The sequence below is a fragment of the Nesterenkonia sp. F genome, assembly GCF_000220985.1.
In the GTDB taxonomy this organism is placed as follows: Bacteria; Actinomycetota; Actinomycetes; order Actinomycetales; family Micrococcaceae; genus Nesterenkonia.
In genome coordinates, this window is record NZ_AFRW01000117.1 from 18,044 (window position 1) to 39,075 (window position 21,032).

22 protein-coding genes and 1 tRNA gene are annotated in these 21,032 nt (G+C 71.4%); 10 read left to right on the plus strand and 13 right to left on the minus strand.

Annotation, left to right across the window (positions count from 1 at the left end; genetic code table 11):
* The 5 genes from GU5_RS0110040 to GU5_RS0110060 all read right to left on the minus strand — a co-directional run bounded on the left by GU5_RS0110040 (position 1) and on the right by GU5_RS0110060 (position 4,432).
* Entirely contained in the window at positions 1-375 is a 375-nt protein-coding gene (locus tag GU5_RS0110040) for a DUF488 domain-containing protein (RefSeq protein ID WP_010525447.1), read from the minus strand.
* Complete coding sequence (locus GU5_RS0110045) at positions 372-2,756, minus strand: excinuclease ABC subunit UvrA (protein WP_010525448.1); 2,385 nt, start codon at positions 2,754-2,756, stop codon at positions 372-374. The genes GU5_RS0110040 and GU5_RS0110045 overlap by 4 nt, the downstream gene beginning before the upstream one ends.
* A gap of 179 nt (positions 2,757-2,935) precedes the next feature.
* Positions 2,936-3,574 (minus strand): glyoxalase/bleomycin resistance protein/dioxygenase, encoded by a 639-nt coding sequence (locus GU5_RS16440; RefSeq protein ID WP_010525449.1) that lies wholly within the window; start codon positions 3,572-3,574, stop codon positions 2,936-2,938.
* Positions 3,574-3,984, minus strand: coding sequence for a VOC family protein (locus GU5_RS0110055; RefSeq protein ID WP_010525450.1), 411 nt, complete (start codon positions 3,982-3,984; stop codon positions 3,574-3,576). The genes GU5_RS16440 and GU5_RS0110055 overlap by 1 nt, the downstream gene beginning before the upstream one ends.
* Positions 3,985-3,994: 10 nt before the next feature.
* Complete coding sequence (locus tag GU5_RS0110060; RefSeq protein WP_010525451.1) at positions 3,995-4,432, minus strand: helix-turn-helix transcriptional regulator; 438 nt, start codon at positions 4,430-4,432, stop codon at positions 3,995-3,997.
* Positions 4,433-4,668: 236 nt separating this feature from the next.
* On the opposite strand from GU5_RS0110060, the gene GU5_RS0110065 reads away from it, so the two are divergent.
* The gene (locus GU5_RS0110065; RefSeq protein ID WP_010525452.1) at positions 4,669-5,508 is read left to right on the plus strand and encodes a PD40 domain-containing protein; all 840 of its coding nucleotides are present in this window, start codon (positions 4,669-4,671) and stop codon (positions 5,506-5,508) included.
* 48 nt (positions 5,509-5,556) lie between these two features.
* On the opposite strand, the gene GU5_RS0110070 is transcribed toward GU5_RS0110065, so the two are convergent.
* Positions 5,557-6,240: a TetR/AcrR family transcriptional regulator gene (locus GU5_RS0110070; RefSeq protein WP_010525453.1), complete on the minus strand. Its 684-nt coding sequence runs from the start codon at positions 6,238-6,240 to the stop codon at positions 5,557-5,559.
* Positions 6,241-6,304: 64 nt separating this feature from the next.
* Here GU5_RS0110070 and GU5_RS0110075 point away from each other — a divergent pair, with 64 nt between their 5' ends.
* Positions 6,305-7,060 (plus strand): SDR family oxidoreductase, encoded by a 756-nt coding sequence (locus GU5_RS0110075; RefSeq protein ID WP_010525454.1) that lies wholly within the window; start codon positions 6,305-6,307, stop codon positions 7,058-7,060.
* Here the strand turns inward: GU5_RS0110075 and GU5_RS0110080 are convergent.
* Complete coding sequence (locus GU5_RS0110080) at positions 7,045-7,908, minus strand: AraC family transcriptional regulator (RefSeq protein ID WP_010525455.1); 864 nt, start codon at positions 7,906-7,908, stop codon at positions 7,045-7,047. The genes GU5_RS0110075 and GU5_RS0110080 overlap by 16 nt on opposite strands.
* Positions 7,909-8,058: 150 nt before the next feature.
* Between GU5_RS0110080 and GU5_RS0110085 the strand changes: the two genes are divergently transcribed.
* The 4 genes from GU5_RS0110085 (at position 8,059) to GU5_RS0110100 (ending at position 12,291) form a co-directional block, all read left to right on the plus strand.
* Positions 8,059-8,694 carry an NAD(P)-dependent oxidoreductase gene (locus tag GU5_RS0110085; protein WP_010525456.1) on the plus strand — a complete coding sequence of 212 codons (636 nt, stop codon included), beginning with the start codon at positions 8,059-8,061 and terminating at the stop codon, positions 8,692-8,694.
* Positions 8,695-8,862: 168 nt separating this feature from the next.
* Positions 8,863-9,120, plus strand: coding sequence for a glutaredoxin domain-containing protein (locus tag GU5_RS0110090; RefSeq protein WP_010525457.1), 258 nt, complete (start codon positions 8,863-8,865; stop codon positions 9,118-9,120).
* A gap of 106 nt (positions 9,121-9,226) precedes the next feature.
* On the plus strand, positions 9,227-11,518 hold the full coding sequence (locus tag GU5_RS15205) for a molybdopterin-dependent oxidoreductase (protein ID WP_010525458.1): 2,292 nt from the start codon (positions 9,227-9,229) through the stop codon (positions 11,516-11,518).
* Between the two features lie 101 nt (positions 11,519-11,619).
* The gene (locus GU5_RS0110100; protein WP_010525459.1) at positions 11,620-12,291 is read left to right on the plus strand and encodes a nitroreductase family protein; all 672 of its coding nucleotides are present in this window, start codon (positions 11,620-11,622) and stop codon (positions 12,289-12,291) included.
* 89 nt (positions 12,292-12,380) lie between these two features.
* On the opposite strand, the gene GU5_RS0110105 is transcribed toward GU5_RS0110100, so the two are convergent.
* Positions 12,381-12,453, minus strand: a tRNA-Ala gene (locus GU5_RS0110105).
* A gap of 167 nt (positions 12,454-12,620) precedes the next feature.
* Between GU5_RS0110105 and GU5_RS0110110 the strand changes: the two genes are divergently transcribed.
* Entirely contained in the window at positions 12,621-13,475 is an 855-nt protein-coding gene (locus GU5_RS0110110) for a hypothetical protein (RefSeq protein ID WP_029514196.1), read from the plus strand.
* A 22-nt stretch (positions 13,476-13,497) separates the two neighbouring features.
* On the opposite strand, the gene GU5_RS0110115 is transcribed toward GU5_RS0110110, so the two are convergent.
* From GU5_RS0110115 to GU5_RS0110125, 3 genes are all read right to left on the minus strand, one after another.
* Positions 13,498-14,190, minus strand: coding sequence for an RNA methyltransferase (locus GU5_RS0110115; RefSeq protein WP_083830471.1), 693 nt, complete (start codon positions 14,188-14,190; stop codon positions 13,498-13,500).
* Positions 14,191-14,334: 144 nt separating this feature from the next.
* The gene (locus tag GU5_RS0110120; protein WP_010525462.1) at positions 14,335-15,264 is read right to left on the minus strand and encodes an endonuclease domain-containing protein; all 930 of its coding nucleotides are present in this window, start codon (positions 15,262-15,264) and stop codon (positions 14,335-14,337) included.
* Positions 15,265-15,453: 189 nt separating this feature from the next.
* A complete protein-coding gene (locus GU5_RS0110125) occupies positions 15,454-16,965 on the minus strand; it encodes a SulP family inorganic anion transporter (RefSeq protein WP_010525463.1) in 1,512 nt (503 codons plus the stop codon).
* Between the two features lie 268 nt (positions 16,966-17,233).
* On the opposite strand from GU5_RS0110125, the gene GU5_RS0110130 reads away from it, so the two are divergent.
* Entirely contained in the window at positions 17,234-17,584 is a 351-nt protein-coding gene (locus GU5_RS0110130) for a MerR family transcriptional regulator (RefSeq protein ID WP_010525464.1), read from the plus strand.
* A gap of 311 nt (positions 17,585-17,895) precedes the next feature.
* The gene (locus GU5_RS0110140; RefSeq protein ID WP_010525465.1) at positions 17,896-18,093 is read left to right on the plus strand and encodes a hypothetical protein; all 198 of its coding nucleotides are present in this window, start codon (positions 17,896-17,898) and stop codon (positions 18,091-18,093) included.
* Between the two features lie 68 nt (positions 18,094-18,161).
* Here the strand turns inward: GU5_RS0110140 and GU5_RS0110145 are convergent, their stop codons facing one another.
* Both GU5_RS0110145 and GU5_RS15210 read right to left on the minus strand, forming a co-directional pair.
* Positions 18,162-19,070, minus strand: coding sequence for a LysR family transcriptional regulator (locus GU5_RS0110145; protein ID WP_029514198.1), 909 nt, complete (start codon positions 19,068-19,070; stop codon positions 18,162-18,164).
* Positions 19,071-19,130: 60 nt separating this feature from the next.
* On the minus strand, positions 19,131-20,522 hold the full coding sequence (locus GU5_RS15210; protein WP_010525467.1) for an FAD-dependent oxidoreductase: 1,392 nt from the start codon (positions 20,520-20,522) through the stop codon (positions 19,131-19,133).
* A 120-nt stretch (positions 20,523-20,642) separates the two neighbouring features.
* Between GU5_RS15210 and GU5_RS0110160 the strand changes: the two genes are divergently transcribed.
* A complete protein-coding gene (locus tag GU5_RS0110160; protein WP_010525468.1) occupies positions 20,643-21,014 on the plus strand; it encodes a helix-turn-helix transcriptional regulator in 372 nt (123 codons plus the stop codon).
* Positions 21,015-21,032 lie beyond the last annotated feature (18 nt).

Below are 21,032 nucleotides of genomic sequence, written 5' to 3' on the forward strand. Positions count from 1 at the left end.
TCAGTCGCCGGCACGCCCGGCCAGCACACCGGCCAGCACCACTGCGTGGTTGATCGCGCGGTCCTTCGCGGCGAAGAGCAGCGTGGCGACCGGCTCGCCGTCGAGCTGCTCGCGCAGCTCCGCGAGCGCCTCGGCCGCGGGGCAGTCGGCGAGCTCGGCGCGGTAGGCCGCGGCGAACTCCTCGAAGCGCTCAGGGTCGTGGTGCCACAAGCGCCGCAGCTCAGGGCTGGGCGCGACGTCCTTCGGCCAGAGGTCGACGGCGGCACGCTCCTTCGACACCCCCCGGGGCCAGAGCCGGTCGACCAGCACGCGCGGCCCGTCCTCGCCGGACGGGTCGTCGTGGACGCGCTTCAGGCGGATCTCGGGAGTGGTCATGATCGTCCTCTCTCCACGTCGGACGGTCGAGCACGTCGAGGCGTCCACGCCCCGACGTAGTCGGCCAGGTGCTCGCCGGTGATCGTCGAGCGCTCCGCGACCAGCTCGGCCGGCGTGCCCTCGAAGACCACGCGGCCGCCGTCGTGCCCTGCGCCGGGTCCGAGGTCGATGATCCAGTCGGCGTGGGCCATCACCGCCTGGTGGTGCTCGATGACGATCACCGTCCTGCCGGCGTCGACGAGCCGGTCCAGCAGTCCCAGCAGCTGGTCGACGTCGGCCAGATGCAGCCCGACCGTCGGCTCGTCGAGGATGTAGATCCCGCCGGAGGACTTCATGCTCATCGCCAGCTTCACTCGTTGCCGCTCGCCGCCGGAGAGCGTGTTCAGCGGCTGCCCGAGCGTCAGGTAGCCCAGCCCGACGTCGTCGAGCCGGGCGAGTATCGTCCGCGCCGCCGGCGTGCGGGCCTCGCCGTCGCCGAAGTACTGCAGCGCCTCGGCGACGGAGAGCTCCAGCACCTCGGCGATGTTCTTCCCCGCCAGGCGCAGCTCGAGCACCTCGGCCTGGTACCGCTTGCCGCCGCAGTCCTCGCAGGGAGTGGAGACGGTGTCGGTGAAGCTGAATTCGGTGACGATCACCCCGGAGCCCGAGCAGGTCGGGCAGGCGCCGTCGGAGTTGGCGCTGAACAGCCCCGGCTTCACGCCGTTGGCCTTGGCGAAGGCCTTGCGGATCGGGTCCAGCAGCCCGGTGTAGGTGGCCGGGTTGCTGCGCCGCGAGCCCTTGATCGGCGCCTGGTCGACGGTGATCACCTCCTCGCCGGCGACGTGCCCGCCGATCAGCGAGCTCTTGCCCGATCCGGCGACGCCGGTGACAGCGGTCAGCACGCCCAGCGGGATGTCGACGTCGACGTCGGCCAGGTTGTGCGTGTCGGCGCCGCGCACCTCGAACGCTGCAGTCCTCTCGCGCACCGACTCCTTCAGCTGCGCTCGGTAGGACAGCGCCTCCCCGGTGCGGGTCTCGACCGCGCGAAGTCCGTCGACCGTGCCCTCGAAGACCACCTCGCCGCCGCCGGCCCCGGCACCAGGCCCCATGTCGACCACATGGTCGGCGATCGCGATCATCTCCGGCTTGTGCTCGACCACCAGCACCGTGTTGCCCTTGTCGCGCAGATCGACGAGCAGCTCGTTCATCCGCGCGATGTCGTGCGGGTGCAGGCCGATCGACGGCTCGTCGAAGACGTAGGTGACGTCGGTGAGCGCCGAGCCGAGGTGACGCACCATCTTGGTGCGCTGCGCCTCGCCGCCGGAGAGCGTCCCCGACGGGCGGTCCAGCGAGAGGTAGCCGAGGCCGATGGCGATGAAGGAATCGAGCAGATGCAGCAGCGTCTCGACCAGCGGCGCCACGCTCGGGTCGTCGATGGTGCGCACCCAGGCGGCCAGATCGCTCACCTGCATCGCGCTGACCTCGCCGATGTCCTTGCCGTCGATCGTCGAGGAACGGGCCGAGTCGTTGAGCCGGGTGCCCTCGCACCTCGGACAGGTGGCGAAGACGGCGGCCGCCTCCACGAACCGTCGGATGTGCGGCTGCAGCGAGTCCGGGTCCCGGCTGAACATCGACTTGCGGATCTTCGGGATCAGGCCCTCGTAGGTGACGTTGATGTTCTCGACCTTGACCTTACGCGGTTCGGCATACAGCAGGTCCTCGCGCTGCTCGGCGGTGAGGTCCTTGATCGGCACGTCGCCGGGCACCTGGGTCTTATAGGGCGCGACCATCCAGCCGTCGGCCGTGTAGCCCGGCACCAGGATCGCGCCGTCGACCAGCGACGTCGACTCGTCGACGATCCGGCTCAGGTCCAGGTCGGAGACAGTGCCCCGGCCTTCGCAGTCGGGGCACATCCCGCCGAGATAAACCTGTCGCTTGATGACGTTCTTCTTCCCCGATTCGGTGACCGAGGCCCCGCCGACGGTGGTGGTGGGGATGTTGAAGGAGAACGCCGTCGGCCCGCCGATGGACGGCTCGCCGAGCCGGCTGAAGAGCTGGCGCAGCATCGCGTTCGCATCGGTGACCGTGCCCAGCGTCGACCGTGGATTGGCGCCCAGCCGCTCCTGGTCCACCAGGATCGCCGTGGTCAGCCCCTCCAGTCGGTCGACCTCCGGACGCGGCAGCGTCGGCATGAACCCCTGGACGAAGGTCGAGTAGGTCTCGTCGATGAGCCGGCGGGACTCCGCGGCGACGGTGCCGAAGACCAGCGAGGACTTCCCCGAGCCGGAGACCCCGGTGAAGACGGTGAGTCGCCGCTTGGGGAGGTCCAGGTCGACGCTCTTCAGGTTGTTCTCCCTCGCACCCCGGACTCGGATGACGTCATGGGCGTCGGCACGTGTCATGGCCTTCTCTCCTCCTCGCTCCGGAACATCTCGCCCCTCGGTCCACAGGCGGCACGGCCGCGGAGACGGCGTGCTCATCGATGATGTGACGGTCACTGTAGCCCGTCCTCGCGCGGCGACGCGGGACTCGGCGGCCCTCGTCCCGACCGGCGGCGCGTCAGAGCACGGTCAGGGCGCGATCACGACACGGTCACGGCCCAGCTGAGACCCGAGGGGTCGGTGAACGCGCCGACGGTCTCGTCGCCGTCGACGGAGACGCTCGCCCGGTCGCGCGCTCCGGCGGCGCGCGCCGCGGCGAGCACCTCCTCAGCTTCTGCGCGGGTGCCGGCCCGATGCACCAGGACGACCGCCCCACCGAGCTCGTCGGCACTGACGCCGACGTCCTTGGCGATCGCCCGGGGCGGCATCATGCCGAGTCGGTGGCGCGACTCCTCCAGAGAGAAGTCGACGAACGTGTCGCCGTAGTCGCGGTCCGTGACCATGCCCATCGCCAGGTAGAACTCCTTCGCCCGCGTGGGCGCCGAGACGCCCGCGATCGCGATGGTCTCGCGGATGGTCGGCGGATCCGCGACAGGGTCGCGCCGGCGCTTCGAGGTCGCGGAGAGCTTCCAGACCACCCCGTCAGGAGCCCGGTGTGAGGCGTGGTAGCCGCCGAAGAGCCCCCTCTTCCCCGGACGCACCACCTGCGCACCGTCGCGTGCGGCGGCGTCGAGCAGGGCGTCGACCTCGCCGGGCCGCTCGACGACCTGGGACATCAGCACGGCCGGCCCGTCGGCGGACTCCGCGGCCGGGCGCACCGCGTCGAGTCGCAGGGACATCACGCCGCCTCGTTGAGCCGGATGTGGTTGCCCGCGGGGTCCCGCAGCGCGCAGTCGCGCACGCCCCAGTCCTGGTCCATCGGCTCCTGGACGATCTCGGCGTCGGCGGCCTGGAGCCGCTCGAAGGTGGCGTCGAGATCGACGGTGGCCAGATGGATGCTCCCGAAGCTCCCCTTCGCCATCAGCTCCGTGATGGTGCGCTGATCCTGCTCGGTGATGCCCGGATCCGCCGTCGGCGGGTAGAGCACGACCGAGACGTCCGGCTGCGTCGGGGGACCCACGGTGATCCACCGCATCGCACCGCCGCCGACGTCCATCCGGACTTCGAAGCCGAGCACGTCACGGTAGAAGGCCAGCGATGCCTCGGGGTCGGTGTGGGGCAGGAAGGTCTTGCTGATCGTGATGTCCATATCGGTCACCCTAGGCGGACTCGCGCAGCGGCGCTTCTCGATTCCTGATCGGTCGAGTGACCTGCTTGGCCATGCACGGCGGCAGCGTCGACGCCTCGTGCTCCTCGAGGCGGGCGTAGGCACTGGGCGGCATCCCCACCAGCTCGGCGAACCGGGTGCTGAAGGTGCCGAGTGAGGAGAAGCCGACCGCGAAGCAGACGTCGGTCACGCTCTGATCGCCGCGACGCAGCAGCGTCATCGCCCGCTCCACGCGGCGGGTCATCAGATAGGAGTACGGCGACTCTCCGTAGGCCTGCTTGAACCGGCGGCTCAGGTGGCCCGAGGAGAGATGGACGCCCCGGGCGAGCCCGTCGACGTCGAGCGGGCGGTCGTACTCGCGGTCGATGCGATCCCGGACGCGGCGCAGCAGCACGAGTTCGGCGAGTCGCGGGTCCGAGTCGGCCACCATGCGCTCAAAGTACCACTGCCGCGCGGCGGCCCGATGCCCCGCCCCCCGGCGATGACTCCGCGGAAAACGTGGGAAAGCGGGGCCATTCCCACCCGTCCCACGGAGTCATCCATTCCCGGGACGACGCCGATCGGCTAGAGTCCCAGCCACGACGCCGCCGCCGGGCGGGGCACCATCGACACCAGGAGGCGAGTCCCACGGCACCGCGCAGACTCTCCGCCGGCCAGCGCAGCCAGGTGCTGATCGGCGGGCCCGATCTGGAAGCCCCGGAGCTGGTCTTCGAGACGGAGGAGCTCCTCCTCGAGGCGCCGAACTGGAGCCCCGACGGCGCGGGGCTGCTGCTCAACGGCGACGGCCTGCTGCACCTGCTGGACCTCGCGGACCCCACGCGTCTGGGACCCGTCGAGTTCAGGAATATCCCACCGATCAACAATGACCATGTGGTCCACCCCGACGGACGCCACATCCTGCTCTCGGCGGACGACGGCCACATCCACCATGGTGCTCTGACCGGCGGCGACACCACGATCGTCACTCTGGACGACGGAATGAGCCATTTCCTCCACGGCGTCTCCCCCGACGGCGGCCGGATCGCCTACGTGGAGCTCGGCCCTGACGGCCCGCCGGGCCGTCTGATGGTGATGCCGCTGTCCGGCGAGCGCGCGCCGTCGCCGCTGGACACCGGACCCGGTCACGTCGACGGCCCGGAATGGAGCCCCGACGGCGACTGGATCCTCTGCACCACAGAGGCCTTCGCCGAGACGTCCGGCCATGCCCAGCTCGCCCGACTGCCCGAGGCCGGCGGCGCGCTCGAGCGGCTGCGGACCTCCCCGACCGTCGACTGGTTCCCCCATCCGGCGCCCGATGCGGTGCACGGCAGCTTCCTGGCCTATCCGCCGGGGACGCAGGGGCATCCGGGCGACGTCGACGTCGTCGTGCACGTGGTCCGCACCGCGGACTGGGACGAGTCCGTGCAGCAGTATCCGGTCTTCGGCGGCCAGGGCACGCTGAACGTGAACAGCTGGTCGCCGGACTCGACGCGCTGCGCGTTCGTCGCCCACCCGTTCGACGCATGAGGTCCACAGCGTCGCCGCCGGTCCCGGCGGCCGGAGCTGGTCAGCTGCTCAGAGCGCTTTGAGCCACTGGCGCAGCAGGGCCGCCTCCGCCGGGGTGAACCCTTCGGGCACCTCCGGCAGCGCGGCGAGCAGTCGGGAAGCCTCGCTCTGCGCCCCCTCATGGACCACCTCGGCAGCACCGCCGGCGATGGCGGCGATCGTCGCCTCCCGCGCGGCCGCGGAGAGCTCCGGATCCGGCGCGTCCAGGACGATCTGCCGCAGCGTCACGCCGATGTTCGTCGACAAGACATGGCTGACAGCCTGCTCGACGCTGACGATCAGCCGACCTTGCCGGTCAGCCTCCTCGGCCAGCGCCGTGAGCGCCCGGGTGGGACGGTCCGCGGCCGGGTCGAAGCTCCCCGGGGCAACCTGCCCGTACATCAGCGCATAGAAGCCCGGATTCTCCAGCCCGAACGCCACATGGGCGTCCCAACCGTCGCGGATGTCCTGAATCGGGTCGCCGCTGCTCTCCCGGGCCCCCTTGACCTCCATATAGCGGTCGAAACCATGCGTGACCACCGCATCGAGGAGGCCCTCCTTGTTGCCGAAGAAGTGATACAGCGTCGGCATCTTCACCCCGGCCGCGTCGCAGACCGCCCGCAGCGAGACGTCCTCGCCGGGGCGCGCGGCGATCAGCCCGGCGGCGGCCTCGAGCAGGCGCGAGCGGGTGTCGGGGTTGCGCGTGTCCGTCACCCTGCGAGAATATCAATATATCGGTGATACATTCACTGATAAATCGACCCCTGAGGAGACTGTCATGCCCCGCACCACACTGCAGGACGCCGTCGTGCTCGTCGCCGGCGGCGCGAAGAACCTCGGCGCGCTCATCGCCCGCCAGGCCGCCGAGGCCGGCGCCGACGTCGCCATCCACCACCATGACGAGGCCAGCCGCGCCGAGGCCGAAGACACTCTGCGCGCCGTCGAGGCCGCCGGGCGTCGCGGAGTGCTGCTCAGCGGCGATCTCACCGTGCCCGAGGCCTGCACATCCCTCTTCGCCGACGCCGAGGCCGCCCTGGGACGCGTCGACGTCGCGGTGAACACCGTCGGCAAGGTGCTGCGCAAGCCCATCGCCGAGACCGACGAGGACGAGTACGACGCGATGTTCGACATCAACGCCAAGGCGGCCTTCTTCTTCCTCAAGGAGGCCGGTCGCCGCGTCGCCGACGGCGGCGCGGTCATCACGCTGGTGACCTCGCTGCTGGCGGCCTTCACCGACGGCTACGCGACCTATGCCGGCGGCAAGGCTCCGGTGGAGCACTTCACCCGGGCGGCTGCCAAGGAGCTCGCCGAGCGTGGCATCTCGGTCACCGCCGTAGCCCCCGGCCCCATGGACACGCCCTTCTTCTACCCGCAGGAGACGCCCGAGCGCGTGGAGTTCCACAAGTCCCAGGCCATGGGGAACCAGCTGACCCGGATCGAGGACATCGCTCCGATCGTGCGCTTCCTCGCTACGGAGGGCTGGTGGATCACCGGTCAGACGATCTTCGCCAACGGCGGCTACACCACCCGCTGATCCGCGCGGAACCGGGAGGGGAGCACCCCGGTGCGCTGCCGGAACCAGGCGGTGAAGTTGCTGGCGTCGTCGAAGCCCAGCGCGGCGCCGATCCGGTGGACCGGTCGCGCGGAATGGGCCAGCAGCCGGCGGGCCTCCAGCACCAGACGCTCGTCGATGATCTGCTTCGGCGTCATCCCCCTGGCCCGGGCCGTCGCCCGGGCCAGGGTGCGCGGTGACCAGCCCAGCTCCCGGGCATAGTCGCCGACGTCGTGCCAGCTGCGGTGCCGCTGCTCGACGAGGTCGCGGAAGGCCAGGAAGGCTTCGGGCACGGCCCCCTCGGGCGGGGCGTCGTCCACGACGGCGGCGAGCTGCAGCAGCACGACGCCGAGCAGGTGCCGCAGCGTGGCCGCGCGGAGCTCGGGCGCCAGGTCGGCGCGCGGGGAGAGCTCCTCCAGCCGGGTCATCAGCGGTTCCAGCTCGGCGCACCGCGCAGGGTCCAGACGCCACAGCGTCGGCCCGTGGGGCGACTCCGCGCCGACCAGCCGGTCCACGTCCGGGGTGACCAGTCCGGCGGGGAAGAGCAGGACGTGGCCGTCGAAGGCGCTGAGCGTCCCCCACTGCTGCACCTGCCCCGGTCGCACCCAGAGCACCGTGCCGGGATGCAGCTCGTGCGCGGCGAAGTCGACCATATGCCGGCCGACCCCGGAGGTCACCATCACGAGCTGATGGAAGTCCGGCCGCTGCACCCGGGAGAAGACCGCCTGGGAGGCCTGGGCCCGCAGTCCGGCGACGGTGCGTGCTTCAACTTCACCGGCTTTGCCCGCCGGCGGAGCATAGGGCATCGCCGCGATCGCGTCGTGTCGCATATTCACCATGGTATGACCCACGAGAACCGTGTGCGGCGACGCTGATGTCGGTAGATTCACCAGTGTCGGGGCCGCAGCGGCCGCCGACGTCGCCGGCACCGCCGTACGACCCCGCCATCCCGCCATCCCGCCATCCCATGAGGAGGACCCATGACCCGCATCGCCGTCGTCGGAGGCACCGGCTACGCCGGATCCCACATCGTCGCCGAGGCCGTCGCGCGCGGCTTCGCCGTCACCGCCGTCTCACGCACCGCCGTCGAGGCGCCCGCGGGCGCCGAGAACGTCACCGGGGACCTGAGCGACACCGAGCTGATCTCCCGGCTGGCCGCCGAGCACGACGTCGTCGTCCTGGCCGTGCCCGGCGCCGGAAGCTCGCCGCGCCTGCCCGACGCCCTGCCGGAGGTGCTGCGCGCCGTCGCCGGACAGGCCCGACTCGGCGTCGTCGGCGGCGCCGGCAGCCTCCGCGTCGAACCTGGAGGCCCGAAGCTGGTCGAGACCCCGGACTTCCCGGAAGATTTCCTCCCCGAAGCGACGGCGCACGACGACGTCCTCGCCCAGCTGCGCGAGGCCGACGCCGGACTGCGCTGGTTCTACCTCTCCCCCGCCGCCGTCTTCGGCGCCTGGGCCCCGGGAGAGCGCACCGGCACATACCGCACCGCCGACGAGGTGCTGATCACCGATCAGCAGGGCGAGTCGACCATCAGCGGCGCGGACTACGCGATCGCCTTCGTCGACGAGATCGAGCGTCCGGCCCACGAGAACGCCCGGTTCCACGTCGCGAACTGACGCACTCCCCGGGGGCCGGTCGTCGCGGACGGCCGGCCTCCTGCGCTCAGCGCTCCCGCGCCCGCAGGAGGCCGGTCGCCGAGATCGCCGCGGCACCGATGGGAATGCCCGGCGGTGCGGAGACGCTGGAACGGGGAGCCTGAAGCACGCATGGAAGGACATCCCACGATGAGCACGACCTCCCCGATCCGCATGTTCGGCGCCCAGTGGTGCGGCGACTGCCGGCGCACCAAACGCCAGCTGGACACGCTGGGCCTCGACTACGAGTACATCGACCTGGAGCAGGACCCGAGGGCCGCCGACGTCGCCCGGGACATCTCCGGGCGGACGAACATCCCGGTGGTCGTCTACCCGGACGGCTCCCACCATGTGGAGCCGGCCGACGACGACGTCGCCGCGAAGCTGCGCGAGCTCGAGATCATCTGAGCCCCGGGGCGCGGAAGGTTCCACCGCGCCCGGAGCCTCTCGGGCCGTAGCATGGGCTCGACGACGGGTGAGCCGCCCATGGCCCGGGACGAGAGGAGCACAGGCAGTGTCGATCCACAGTTCTCACTGGGGTGCTTTCCATCCCCGGGTCGAGGACGGCCGGATCGTCGAGGCCTCCCCGTTCGCCGGAGACCGCGACCCGTCGCCGCTGCTGCGCTCCGTGCAGGGGTCCGTCCACGCGACGAACCGCGTGACCCGGCCGGCCGTCCGCTCCTCCTGGCTGGACGGCACCGGCGGGAGGCGCGGCGTCGATCCGTTCGTCGAAGTCAGCTGGGACACCGCCCTGGACCTGATCGCCGGAGCCCTGCGGAGCAGCTACGCGCAGCATGGCGCCTCGGCGATCTACGGCGGCTCCTACGGCTGGTCCAGCGCCGGGCGCCTGCATCACGCCAAGACCCAGCTCAACCACTTTCTCGCCTGCACCGGCGGATACACGGGCTGTCTCTCCAACTACAGCTACGGCACCGCCGAGCGCCTGCTGCCCTACGTCGTCGGCGACGCCGGCTCGGTCACCGGCGCCGTGGCGACCTGGGACGAGATCGCCGAACACACCGACACGCTGCTGATGTTCGGCGGCGCCCCGGCGAAGAACATGCAGCTGGAGCCCGGCGGCACCGGCGACCATGCCTCGCGGCTCGGCTTCGACCGCGCCCTCTCAGCCGGCACGCAGGTCATCAACGTCAACCCGGTGCGCTCGGACGCCCCGGACCACCCCGGGGTTACCTGGATCCCCGCCCGCCCCGGCGGCGACACTGCGCTGATCCTGGCGCTGATCCATCACCTGGAGACCCGCGGTCTCGTCGACGGCGACTTCCTGCAGCGCTGCACCGTGGGCTGGGAGCGGCTGCGCGAGTACATCCTCGGCCGCACGGACGGGACCCCCAAGACGCCGGCATGGGCCGAGCCGATCACCGGCGTGCCTGCCGCACGGATCGAGGAGATCGCCCGGCGCCTCAGCGACGGACGAAGCCTGGTCACCGCGACCTGGGCGCTGCAGCGCGCCGAGCACGGCGAGCAGCCGTATTGGGCAGTGATCGCACTGGCCTCCTGTCTGGGGCAGATCGGACTGCCCGGCGGCGGCTTCGGCTTCGGCTACGGCAGCGTCTCCGGGATCGGCTCGGCGCGGCGGCCCTTCGGCACGCCGTCGTTCCGCGCGCGGAAGAACCCCTGCGACGTCCGCGTGCCGGTGACCCGGCTGAGCGACATGCTGCTCGATCCCGGCGGGACGTACGAGTTCGACGGCGCCCAGCATCGCTACCCCGACATCCGGATGGTCTACTGGGCCGGCGGCAATCCCTTCCATCACCACCAGGATCTGAACAAGCTCACCGAGGCGTGGCGGCGGCCGGAGACGATCGTCGTCCACGAGCCGTGGTGGACTCCGACGGCGCGGATGGCCGACATCGTGCTGCCGGCGACGACCACGCTGGAGCGCGACGACATCGCCGCGAGTTCCAAGGATCCTTACCTGGTCGCGATGAAACGGACGGTCGACCCGCCGGGCGAGGCGCGCAGCGACCGGGAGATCTTCGCCGCGCTGGCCGCACGCCTCGGCGTGGAGCAGGAGTACACCGACGGCGACGACGACCAGCAGGCGCTGCGGGCGATGTACGAGCGCGCCCGCGAATCGGCTCGCGAGCACGGCCACCCGCTGCCCGATTTCGAGACCTTCTGGGAGCGCGGCCACCACCGCTACGAGCTGCCCGACGCGCCGCCGCCGTTCGCCGGCTTCCGCCGGGCGCCCGAGGAGGAGCCGCTGGCGACGCCGTCGGGCCGGATCGAGCTGTTCTCCGAGACGATCGACCGCTACGGCTACGCCGAATGTCCGGAGCATCCAGTCTGGCTGCCGGCCGAGGAATGGTCCGGGGCCTCCGACGACGCGCGTTTCCCGATCCACCTGCTCTCGCCGCAGCCGTCCTCGCGCCTGCACAGCCAGCTCGACATGGGCGCGGTCAGCACCGAGTCCAAGGTCGCCGGCAGGGAGCCGATCGTGCTGAACGCCGACGACGCCGCCGCGCGCGGCATCTCCGCCGGAGACGTCGTCCGCATCTGGAACGACCGCGGCGAGACCCGCGCCGGGGCGACGCTCTCCGAGGAGGTGCTCGCCGGCGTCGCGCTGCTGGCCACCGGCGCCTGGTTCACACCGGCCGAGCCCGGGACGCCCGGAAGCCCCGAGCAGCATGGCAACCCCAATGTGCTCACCCGCGACGTGCCCACTTCGCGGCTGACGCAGGGCCCGACGGCGCAGTCGGTGCTGGTGGAGGTCGAGGCGGGGCCCGCCGGGGAGGAGGCACCGGACCCGCACCGGCTGCCGGAGTTCACCGCGGGGCCGGCCTGAGGCGTCGCGGCGGTCGCCCGGCACCACACGCACCGTCGGCGCCCGCGTCCGAGCAGCCGTGACGATGGTCGCTGTCGCCAGGGCGCAGAACGGAGGAGAACATGCAGGATCCGCGTGACAGCGAGACGTCGGAAGGTCTGCCGGACGCATCCCGGATCTCTCCGAGCCAGGCCCCGGACGATGGTGCCCTCGCCGGCCTGCTCCGCCGGCGCCGATCGACGCGCTCCTACAGCTCCGGACCCGTCGATCGTGACGACCTGGGCCGACTCCTGCGCACCGCCATAGTGGGGCCGGCCGGTCGACGCCCCTACGCCTCGGCGCACGCGCGGTACGACGTCACGACCACCGTGGTCGCCGTCGACGTCGAGGGACTCGCCCCTGCCGCCTATCAGCACCGACCTGAGAGCCATGAGCTGATCCCCGTCGCAGAGGGGGACCACGGGGCACGCCTGGCACACGCCACGCTCGACGCCGAGTGGTTGGAGGAATGCCCTGCCGTTCTGCTGCTCTCCGCCGATCTGGCAGCCGCTGACGAGGCCTTCGCGACTCAGGGACCGGGCCAGGGCGAACGGTTCTGCTGGTTCGAGGCGGGGCTGATCGCCCAGAACGTGCACCTCTGGGCGGCCGAGAACGCCCTCGGCACAGTCTTCCTGGGAGGGCTCGACCCGTCGGAGACCCGTGGGGTCGAGCACCGGCTGCTGCCGTCGGGGCACACGCTCCTCGGCGTGCTCCCGCTGGGGCGACCGTCTCGCATCGAGCCCACGGATCTGTGACCACGGACCGTCTCCCGCAGATGGCCGCCGGAGACGACGCGAGCCCTGCCCCACACTGTGTGGGGCAGGGCTCGCATCTCGACGAATCGTGGAGCCAAGGGGAGTCGAACCCCTGACCTCGTCGATGCGAACGACGCGCTCTACCAGCTGAGCTATGGCCCCATATCCAGTTTCTGCACCGCCTCGGACGATCCGTCCGAGCACAGCGACCACACCAGGATATACGCCCCGACCCGTTCGGCGAAAATCGGCGCGGCCCCGGCGACACACGGCGATCGGCTGTGACCCGCGCCATGGGCGGCGGCGCCGTCGTCGGCGACAATGGAGCGATGACCAGCACCGCCGCACAGCCCGAGACCACCCGCGCCGCTCCCCCGTTCGCCCTGCTGCTCGACGTCGACGGCCCCATCGCCTCGCCCGTCACGCGCACGGTGGCGATCGAGTCCATCGCGACCGACCTGGTCGCCATGGCCGCCGCCGGCATCCCGGTCATCTTCAACACCGGCCGCTCGGACGCCTTCATCGCCGAGCAGGTCGTCCCGGCCCTGCGCGACGCCGGACTGTCCGACGGCGCGATGGTCCACACCATCAGTGAGAAGGGCGCAGTCTCCAGCGAGGTCACCCCCGCCGGCCTCGGCGAAGTCCACGTCGACGCCGAGCTGGCGATGCCGTCCGGACTCTCCAGGCAGGTCCGGCAGCTGGTCGCCGATCGCTTCTCCGAACTGATGTTCTTCGACGAGACCAAGCGCTCGATGATCTCGGTGGAGCAGCACGTCGACGTCGCCTCGGCGGACTACCTGGCCGCCCAGCCGCAGTTCGACGCCGCCGTCGCGGAGTTGCTCGAGGCAGAGGGTCTGGACCACGTGCGGATCGACCCGACGATCATCTCCACCGACGTCGAGCACGAGCGCGTCGGCAAGGACCTCGGCGCCGAGCAGGCCGTCGCGCTGCTGGCCGCCCGCGGCATCCGCCCGCAGTCCTGGTACACGATGGGCGATTCGCGCTCCGACTACGCGATGGCCACCTGGCTGCACGAGCTCGGCCACTCGGTGCGCCACGTCGACGTCCGACCGGCCGACGGCGTGCCGGAGACCGACTACCCGGTGCTCACCTCTCAGGCTGGGGCGATCCACGACGAGGCCGGCGCGGAGTTCCTGCGCCGCTGGGCGGAATCGCTGGGCTGAACCGCCGACCCGACCGACGCGCTCAACCGATCCGCGCGTGCTGGCGGATCCAGGAGTGCATCGCGATGCCGGCGGCCGTGCCGGCGTTGATCGATCGGGTGGAGCCGAACTGCGCGATGGACAGCGTCGCCGTCGCCGTCTGCCGGACCTCCTCGCTGAGCCCCGGCCCCTCCTGGCCGAAGACCAGCACGCAGTCTCGCGGCATCGCGTAGGTCTCGATCGGTGCGGAGTCCGGGAACAGGTCGACGCCGAGCACGTCCAGCCCGGACTCGGCGGCCCAGGCGACGAACTCCTCCACCGTGGCGTGGTGGCGGATGTGCTGGTAGCGGTCGGTGACCATCGCTCCGCGCCGGTTCCAGCGCCGCCGGCCGATGATGTGGACCTCCGCGGCGAGGAATGCGTTGGCGGTTCGGACGACGGTGCCGATGTTGAAGTCGTGCTGCCAGTTCTCGATGGCCACGTGGAATGAGTGCCGACGGGCGTCCAGGTCGGCGACGATCGCCTCATGCCGCCAGTAGCGGTACTCGTCGACCACGTTGCGCCGGTCGCCGTGGGTCAGCAGCTCGGGGTCGTAGTGCTCGTCCTCCGGCCAGGGGCCATGCCAGGGCCCGACACCGACCTCGCGTTCGACCTGATCAGCCTGCTCGGGGGCGCCGGGGCCGTCCACGGCGGACCCGGAAGCCTCGCCCTGCTCTGCTCCACGCTCAGATGCCATGCGCCCGAGCGTATCGCGCCGCCATCGCACCCTCACCAGGCCCCACCAAACCTGCCCGAGCATCGAGTGGGCGATCTGTCGAGGAACTCTCCCGAATCAGGCGCCGAAACCTCGACACATCGCCCACTCGATGCGGGGACGCCCTCATCGGGCGGCGAGCAGCGCGGCCACCTGGGCCACGATCGCGGCGAATCCGTCCCGATGGTCCTCGACGTTCACGCGGAGGACCGTCCACCCCTCTCCGTGGAAGACGTTGTCGCGCCGCTGATCGGCGCGCTGCTGCTCCGGGTCGAAATGCATCTCACCCTCGTACTGGATCGCGATCTTCAGCTCCGGATAGCCGAGATCCGCCCGCGGCGAGAACCGGTCGCCGGGGACCGCGGGGACCTGCAGCGCCGGCTCGGGGAGCCCGGCGTCGACCAGCGCCAGGCGCAGCCGCGTCTCCTGGACCGAGTCGGCGCCGATGCGCATCCGCTCCAGGGCGGCGAGGCAGCGCCGTCGCCCCGGTGCGCCGCGGGCGTCGTCGAGCATCTCGCGCAGCCCCGGCACAGTGGCGAACGGGGTCGAGCGCCCTTCATAGCGCAGGTACGGCGTGCGGATGAGCTGATCGCCCATGATGATCAGCTGATGCTCGCCGCACCGGCCGGCGACGTCCAGCCAGGCCCGGGCCGGCGAGCTCGCCGGCACCCCGCCGACGCTGACGAGGTCGCCGTCGCGCACCTGCATCCGATGCCCGCAGACGCCGCGGCGGCGGGTCCAGGTGTCCGGACCCGCGGGCCGGGAGAGGTGGAGCCGGGAATCGTCCCGCAGCGCTGGCGGCAGCCACAGCCCGTGGAGGCGGGCCGCACTGACGTGGGAGACCCAGGCGTCCGGCCGCTCGGCGATCAGCGCCGCGGCCTTGGCACGCAGGAGGGCGACGTCGTCGAGCCGCTCGGCGAACGCCCGCGGGGCATGCACACCGGAGCCGAGGGCGACCACGTCGGATCGCGTCAGACGATCACGGGAGACGTCGTGCGCTGCGGCGGCCGACGCGGTGAAGGCCCGGCCCGCCAGCTCCTGAGGCAGTGCGTACATGCCGACAGTGTGCCGAGAATCGCCGCACGGCGCCTCCGAATCTCCACAGGAACGCATCGAGTGGGCGATGTGTCGAGGTTTTCCCGCCGATCTCGGCCAGAAACCTCGACACATCGCCCACTCGGTGAAATCCGGGCCGCGCCGGGACGGCGGGCCCGAGCCGCACCCGGTCCCGCAGCGAACCCGGGCTCAGCCCTCGGACTGCAGCTTGCCGGCCAGCCGCTCGCGCATCGCCGTCGAGGCTTCGTTCAGCCCGACGACCTCCACGGACTTGCCGTAGGACTCGTACTTCTCGGTCACCGAGTCCAGCGCGGCGATCGTCGAGGCGTCCCACAGGTGCGACTGGGACATGTCGATCCGCACGCGCACCGGGTCGTGCGTGTAGGAGAACTGGTAGTAGAGGTCGTTCGAGGACGCGAAGAACAGCTCGCCGTCGACGGTGTAGGTCGCCAGCGCGTCGTCGCCCTCGCCCTCGATGCGCCGCTCGACGGTGACGAAGTGGGCCACCCGGCGGGCGAAGAGCACCATCGCCATGATCACCCCGCAGACGACGCCGACGGCGAGGTTATGGGTCCACACGGTGAAGGCCACGGTGACCAGCATGACGGTGGTCTCGGACTTCGGCATCGCCTTCAGCGTCGAGGGGCGGATGCTGTGCCAGTCGAAGGTCGCCCAGGAGACGAAGATCATCACCGCGACCAGCGCAGCCATCGGGATGAGCGCGACGATGTCGCCGAGCGCCACCACCAGGATCAGCAGGAAGAGGCCGGCGCAGAAGGTCGAGATGCGGGTGCGGGCCTGCGAGGCCTTCACGTTGATCATCGTCTGGCCGATCATCGCGCAGCCGCCCATGCCGCCGAAGAAGCCGGTGACGATGTTCGCCACGCCCTGGCCCCAGCCCTCGCGGGTCTTGTCGGAGTGGACGTCGGTGATGTCGTCGACGAGCTTGGCGGTCATCAGCGACTCGAGCAGACCGACGAAGGCCATCGCCAGCGCGTAGGGGAAGATGATCTGCAGCGTCTCCAGCGTGACGGGCACGTCCGGGATGAACAGCGACGGCACCGCCTCGGGCAGCTCGCCCTTGTCGCCGACGGTCGGCACGGTGATCGAGGCGGTCACGGTGATCAGTGTGAGCACCACGATCGCGACCAGCGGCGCCGGCACGGCCGTCGTCAGACGCGGCAGCAGGAAGACGATGAGCAGTCCGACGAGCGCCAGCGGGTAGACCAGGAACGGCACGCCGAGCAGCTCCGGCACCTGGGAGGTGAAGATCAGGATGGCCAGCGCGTTGACGAAGCCGACCATCACCGAGCGCGGGATGAAGCGCATCAGTCTGGCCACCCCCACCAGCGAGAGCACCACCTGCAGGATGCCGGCGAGGATGACGGTGGCGATGAAGTAGTCGACGCCGTAGTCGCGGGCCACCGGGGCGATCACCAGCGCGACGGCGCCGGTGGCCGCCGAGATCATCGCCGGACGACCGCCGACGAAGGCGATGGTCACGGCCATGGTGAAGGAGGCGAAGAGCCCAAGGCGCGGGTCGACCCCGGCGATGATGGAGAAGGCGATGGCCTCGGGGATGAGGGCCAGCGCGACGACGACGCCGGCCAGGACCTCGGTCTTCAGCAGGCGCGGCGAGCGCAGCGTGCGCCAGACGGACTGGCGCTGCTCCGGAGTCAGCACCCCGGCGGTGTCGGACATAGACTGTGTCACGGATCGTCCCTTCACGTGATGTGTGCGAGTGCAGGCAGGCCGGCAGGCATGGTGTCTGCCCGGCATGCGGAGGATGAGGGGGCCGGCGCCCGGATGATCGTCGGGCGCTCGCGGCGAGGCCCACGGCGATGGGGACCGCCCTTCACCCTACCCTGACGCGACGTGAAGGTTGAACCGGCGAATGACGGAGACGCGCAGCATGAATGATGGATCTCAGCCCTCGCAGGCGGGTTCGGCGACGCCCGGAGAATCCTCGATGCACATCGGAGAATTGGCCGAGAAGACCGGACTCTCGCACCGGACCATCCGGCACTACGACGACGTCGGCCTGCTTCCGGCCTCCCGCACCGAAGGCGGCTTCCGGGTCTACACCCGGGCCGACCTCGAGCGCCTGCTGGTGATCCGCACGCTCAAGCCCATGGGCTTCTCGCTGGAGGAGATCACCCGCGCGCTGGAGGCGATCGACGATGCGGCCGCCCATCCGGACGACGCCGCGGCGCGCACCCGGATGACGGAGCTGTGCGACGACCTCGCCGAGCGCCGGGAGAAGCTCGCCCGGAACCTGCGGCAGGCCGACGAGCTGCTCGCCTCGCTGACCGGATCCTGACGCCCCTCCGGCGCGATTCCCGGAGTCCGACGCACCCCTTTCCTCGCCGCCGCCCCCTCCGGCGCCGCCGCCTCTGCGCCGGCCCCTCGTCGCGCCGCACCACCCTGGAGAGTGTGAAGAATCACACACCGACCTCGGAGTGCAGCGCGCCGACCGTTCAACACACCTTCACAGTTCTTCAGAATCATTCGCTGGTCCTTCCTGGTCGCCGATGGAACGCTCAGAAGCACGAGCAGTTCCACACGACGATCCGGCCCGCACGATGCCGACCGCCCGCGGCGGCGCCGTCGGCCCGGAGGAAGGGGCCCGCCATGATCGGGATCATCATCGTCCTCGGCGTCCTGGGCATCATCCTGGGCGTGCACACCGCCATCGGCCGCCTGGCCACGCCGCGCGAGGAGCGCACGCCGTGGCGCCGTCTCGGCGTCGCCGGCTGGCTGGCCACGCTGCGGCGCAGTGTGCGGGTGCTGGAGGAGAACTCCCCGCCCGGGGGCTTCCGCCCGCTCTGAGCAGGGAGCCGCCCGAACCGCGGATCAGCTCCGGAACACCGACGGAGCGCCTCCGGCGGCTCTCCGGCTCAGCCGAGGTCGACGCCGGCGATCGCCCGCGCCATCTCCTCGGCATGCGGCTCGGCGACCCGCAGCAGCCGGATCCGCCGCTGCGGGGCCGGGTCGACCAGCGGTCGCACCACCACGCCCTCATGCGGGGTCGCCAGCCCCAGCCGCGGCATGACGCCCAGCCCCAGACCGGCGGCGATGAGACCCTGGGCCGTGTCGATGTCGTCGCACTCGATGCAGATGTCCGGCCGGAAGCCGTGCGCCGCGCAGGCCTGCAGCAGCGGCTCGCTGCAGCTGCCCAGCGGCCACTCGTGGGTCACCCAGGGCTCGCCGGCCAGGTCGGCGACCGCGACCGCCTCCTGCGCGGCCAACCGGTGACCGGCCGGCAGCACGACGTCGAAGGGGTCGTCGAAGAGATGGGTCTCGGTGACCCCGTCCAGACCCGCCGGCACCTCGCTGGAGATCAGCGCGACGTCGACCTCGCCGCGGCTGACGCGCAGCGCCGGGTCGCCCTCGGGCTCGAGCAGCAGCTCCACCCGAGCGCCGGGGTTCCTGCGGCGGAAGGCGGCGACGGCCGGCGCCACCATCGACTGCCCGGCGGTGGTGAAGTACTCCATGCGCAGCCGGGCGCCGCGCCCTTCGCGGTAGTCCTCCAGCGCCTGTTCGACCTCGTCGATCTGCTCGAAGATCGCCCCGGCCCGCTCGTCCAGCAGCCGCGCCGCGGCTGTGGTCCGCACGCCCCGGCCGACGTGCTCGAGCAGCCTCAGTCCGGTCTCGCGCTGCAGAGCGGCCATCTGCTGGCTCACCGACGACGGCGTGTAGCCCAGCGCCTCGGCGGCCCGGCTGACCGAGCCGGTCGCGATCACCGAGCGCAGCACCTGAAGACGTCGCACGTCGAGCACCGCAGCCTCCTCCTCGTCGTCGGGCACGGCCTGCGCCCATTCTTCCACCGGCGCCGACCTGCCCGGCACGAACCGGCACGAACCGACTCAGTCACCGGCCCGGCCATGCGCCAGCCCCGTCGGGACTCCCAGGCGCGGCAGGTCGCCGCCCGCTTCGCCCCGACCCTCATCGACCGCTGCGGCCGCCGAACAGACCCCGGTCTCCGGCAGCGCCAGGTCCCGCACGGAGCCGTCCCCGCCGGCCAGATGAGCCGCGACGGATCGGACCTGTTCATAGCCGGTGGCCAGCAGGAAGGTCGGGGCGCGCCCATAGGACTTCATGCCGACGATGAACACCCCGTCCTCGGGGTGAGCGAGTGCATCGGCCCCATGAGCCGGAACCGTGCCGCAGGAGTGGACTTCCGGGTCGATCATCGGCGCCAGCCGCACCGGAGCCTCCACCGCCGGATCCAGCTGGATCCGCAGCTCGCGGAGCATCTCCAGGTCCGGGCGGAAGCCGGTGGCGCGGACCAGCCGATCCACCGCGAGCTCACGACGCCGCCGCCCCGCGCCGACCTCGACGACGAGCCCTCCGGCCGGCCCAGGACGCATGGCCTGCACCGCCGCCCGGGCCTCCAGCCGGACCAGACCCTCCTCGACCGCGCGCTGCAGCCGGGCGCCGAGCATGCCGCGGGCCGGCAGCCCGTCGGCGTCGCGGCCCCCGTAGGTGCGCGACGGGTCGTCGCCGCGGATCGCCCAGACGGCTTCGGTGCCGGGCTCCTCGCGAGCCAGTCGGACCAGGTCCAGCAACGTGGTGACCGCGGAGTGCCCCGCGCCGACGACCAGTGTGGAGCGCCCGACGAAGTCGGCACGGTCGGTGCCGAGCACGTCCGGCAGTGCTCGCGCCAGGTGCTCCGCCGTCGCCGGGTCCTCCTCCCCGATCGCGGGCAGCCCGTTCGCTCCGGCCGGATTCGGCCGTCCCCACGTGCCGCCGGCGTCGACGACGGCGCGGGCCCGATGCTCGACGACTCGTCGGCCGCCGGCGCGGGCCTCCTCGGTCCGGACCACGAAGGGCGCGGACGAGCGGGCCCGGGCATGCGTCTTGTCGCGCCCTCCGCGCGATACCGCAGTGACGCGGACACCGAGTCGAAGCCGATCGCGCAGCGCCGGGACGGCGGCGAGCGGCTCCACGTACTCGGTGAGCAGCTCGCGGGCCCAGGGCAGAGCGTCGGGCTGCGGCGCGCTCCACCCTGTCGCCTCCAACAATCGGCGGGAAGCGTCGTCGAGGGTGTAGCGCCACGGCGAGAACAGCCGGACGTGGCTCCATTCCCGGACCGCGGCGCCGGGGCGGCCACCCGCTTCGAGGATCAGCGGCTCGAGACCCTGCTCGAGCAGATGGGCGGCCGCGGCGAGGCCCACCGGGCCGGCACCGACGACGATGACGGGCAGATCGCCGAGGACATCGCCGGCGTCGTCGACGGCGGCAGCGTGGGCGGACATCACAGTCTCCGTTCCATCGCGGCACGGCGAGCGCCGGCGCGATCATATTGACGACTTTCGATGAATACGACCGTAGGCCTGTTCATCGAAGTTCGTCAATACGTCGCCTATACTCGTGCCATGACCGACTCATCACCCGCCCGATCGCCCGCTCCGGCGGACCTCGCCTGCTGCCTGCCGACCTTCCGCGGACCGCTGAGCGCCGAGGAGGCGGAGCCGCTGGCCGCCGTGTTCAAGGCCGTGGCCGATCCGGTGCGGCTGCGTCTGCTCTCGCTGATCGAGCACCACGACGACGCCGAAGCCTGCGTCTGCGATCTCACCGAGCCGCTCGGCCTCTCCCAGCCGACCGTCTCGCACCACCTGAAGATCCTGGTCGAGGCCGGGCTGCTGACCCGCGCCCGCCGCGGCCGCTGGTCGTACTACGCCGTCGTCGGCCCCGCGCTGGAGGAGTTCGGCACGCTGCTGCGCGACCACCCGCGGACGGAGGACTGAACGTCCCTGCACTGCACC

Coding starts and splice junctions, on each gene's coding strand:
- GU5_RS0110100 (WP_010525459.1), top strand. CDS start 11,620: ATGCAGGATCCGCGTGACAGCGAGACGTCGGAAGGTCTGCCGGACGCA.
- GU5_RS0110160 (WP_010525468.1), top strand. CDS start 20,643: ATGACCGACTCATCACCCGCCCGATCGCCCGCTCCGGCGGACCTCGCC.
- GU5_RS15210 (WP_010525467.1), bottom strand. CDS start 20,522: ATGTCCGCCCACGCTGCCGCCGTCGACGACGCCGGCGATGTCCTCGGC.
- GU5_RS16440 (WP_010525449.1), bottom strand. CDS start 3,574: ATGTCCCTGCGACTCGACGCGGTGCGCCCGGCCGCGGAGTCCGCCGAC.
- GU5_RS0110125 (WP_010525463.1), bottom strand. CDS start 16,965: ATGTCCGACACCGCCGGGGTGCTGACTCCGGAGCAGCGCCAGTCCGTC.
- GU5_RS0110040 (WP_010525447.1), bottom strand. CDS start 375: ATGACCACTCCCGAGATCCGCCTGAAGCGCGTCCACGACGACCCGTCC.
- GU5_RS0110075 (WP_010525454.1), top strand. CDS start 6,305: ATGCCCCGCACCACACTGCAGGACGCCGTCGTGCTCGTCGCCGGCGGC.
- GU5_RS0110140 (WP_010525465.1), top strand. CDS start 17,896: ATGATCGGGATCATCATCGTCCTCGGCGTCCTGGGCATCATCCTGGGC.
- GU5_RS0110085 (WP_010525456.1), top strand. CDS start 8,059: ATGACCCGCATCGCCGTCGTCGGAGGCACCGGCTACGCCGGATCCCAC.
- GU5_RS0110120 (WP_010525462.1), bottom strand. CDS start 15,264: ATGTACGCACTGCCTCAGGAGCTGGCGGGCCGGGCCTTCACCGCGTCG.
- GU5_RS0110090 (WP_010525457.1), top strand. CDS start 8,863: ATGAGCACGACCTCCCCGATCCGCATGTTCGGCGCCCAGTGGTGCGGC.
- GU5_RS0110115 (WP_083830471.1), bottom strand. CDS start 14,190: ATGGCATCTGAGCGTGGAGCAGAGCAGGGCGAGGCTTCCGGGTCCGCC.
- GU5_RS0110045 (WP_010525448.1), bottom strand. CDS start 2,756: ATGACACGTGCCGACGCCCATGACGTCATCCGAGTCCGGGGTGCGAGG.
- GU5_RS0110130 (WP_010525464.1), top strand. CDS start 17,234: ATGCACATCGGAGAATTGGCCGAGAAGACCGGACTCTCGCACCGGACC.
- GU5_RS0110110 (WP_029514196.1), top strand. CDS start 12,621: ATGACCAGCACCGCCGCACAGCCCGAGACCACCCGCGCCGCTCCCCCG.
- GU5_RS0110055 (WP_010525450.1), bottom strand. CDS start 3,984: ATGGACATCACGATCAGCAAGACCTTCCTGCCCCACACCGACCCCGAG.
- GU5_RS0110080 (WP_010525455.1), bottom strand. CDS start 7,908: ATGCGACACGACGCGATCGCGGCGATGCCCTATGCTCCGCCGGCGGGC.
- GU5_RS0110060 (WP_010525451.1), bottom strand. CDS start 4,432: ATGGTGGCCGACTCGGACCCGCGACTCGCCGAACTCGTGCTGCTGCGC.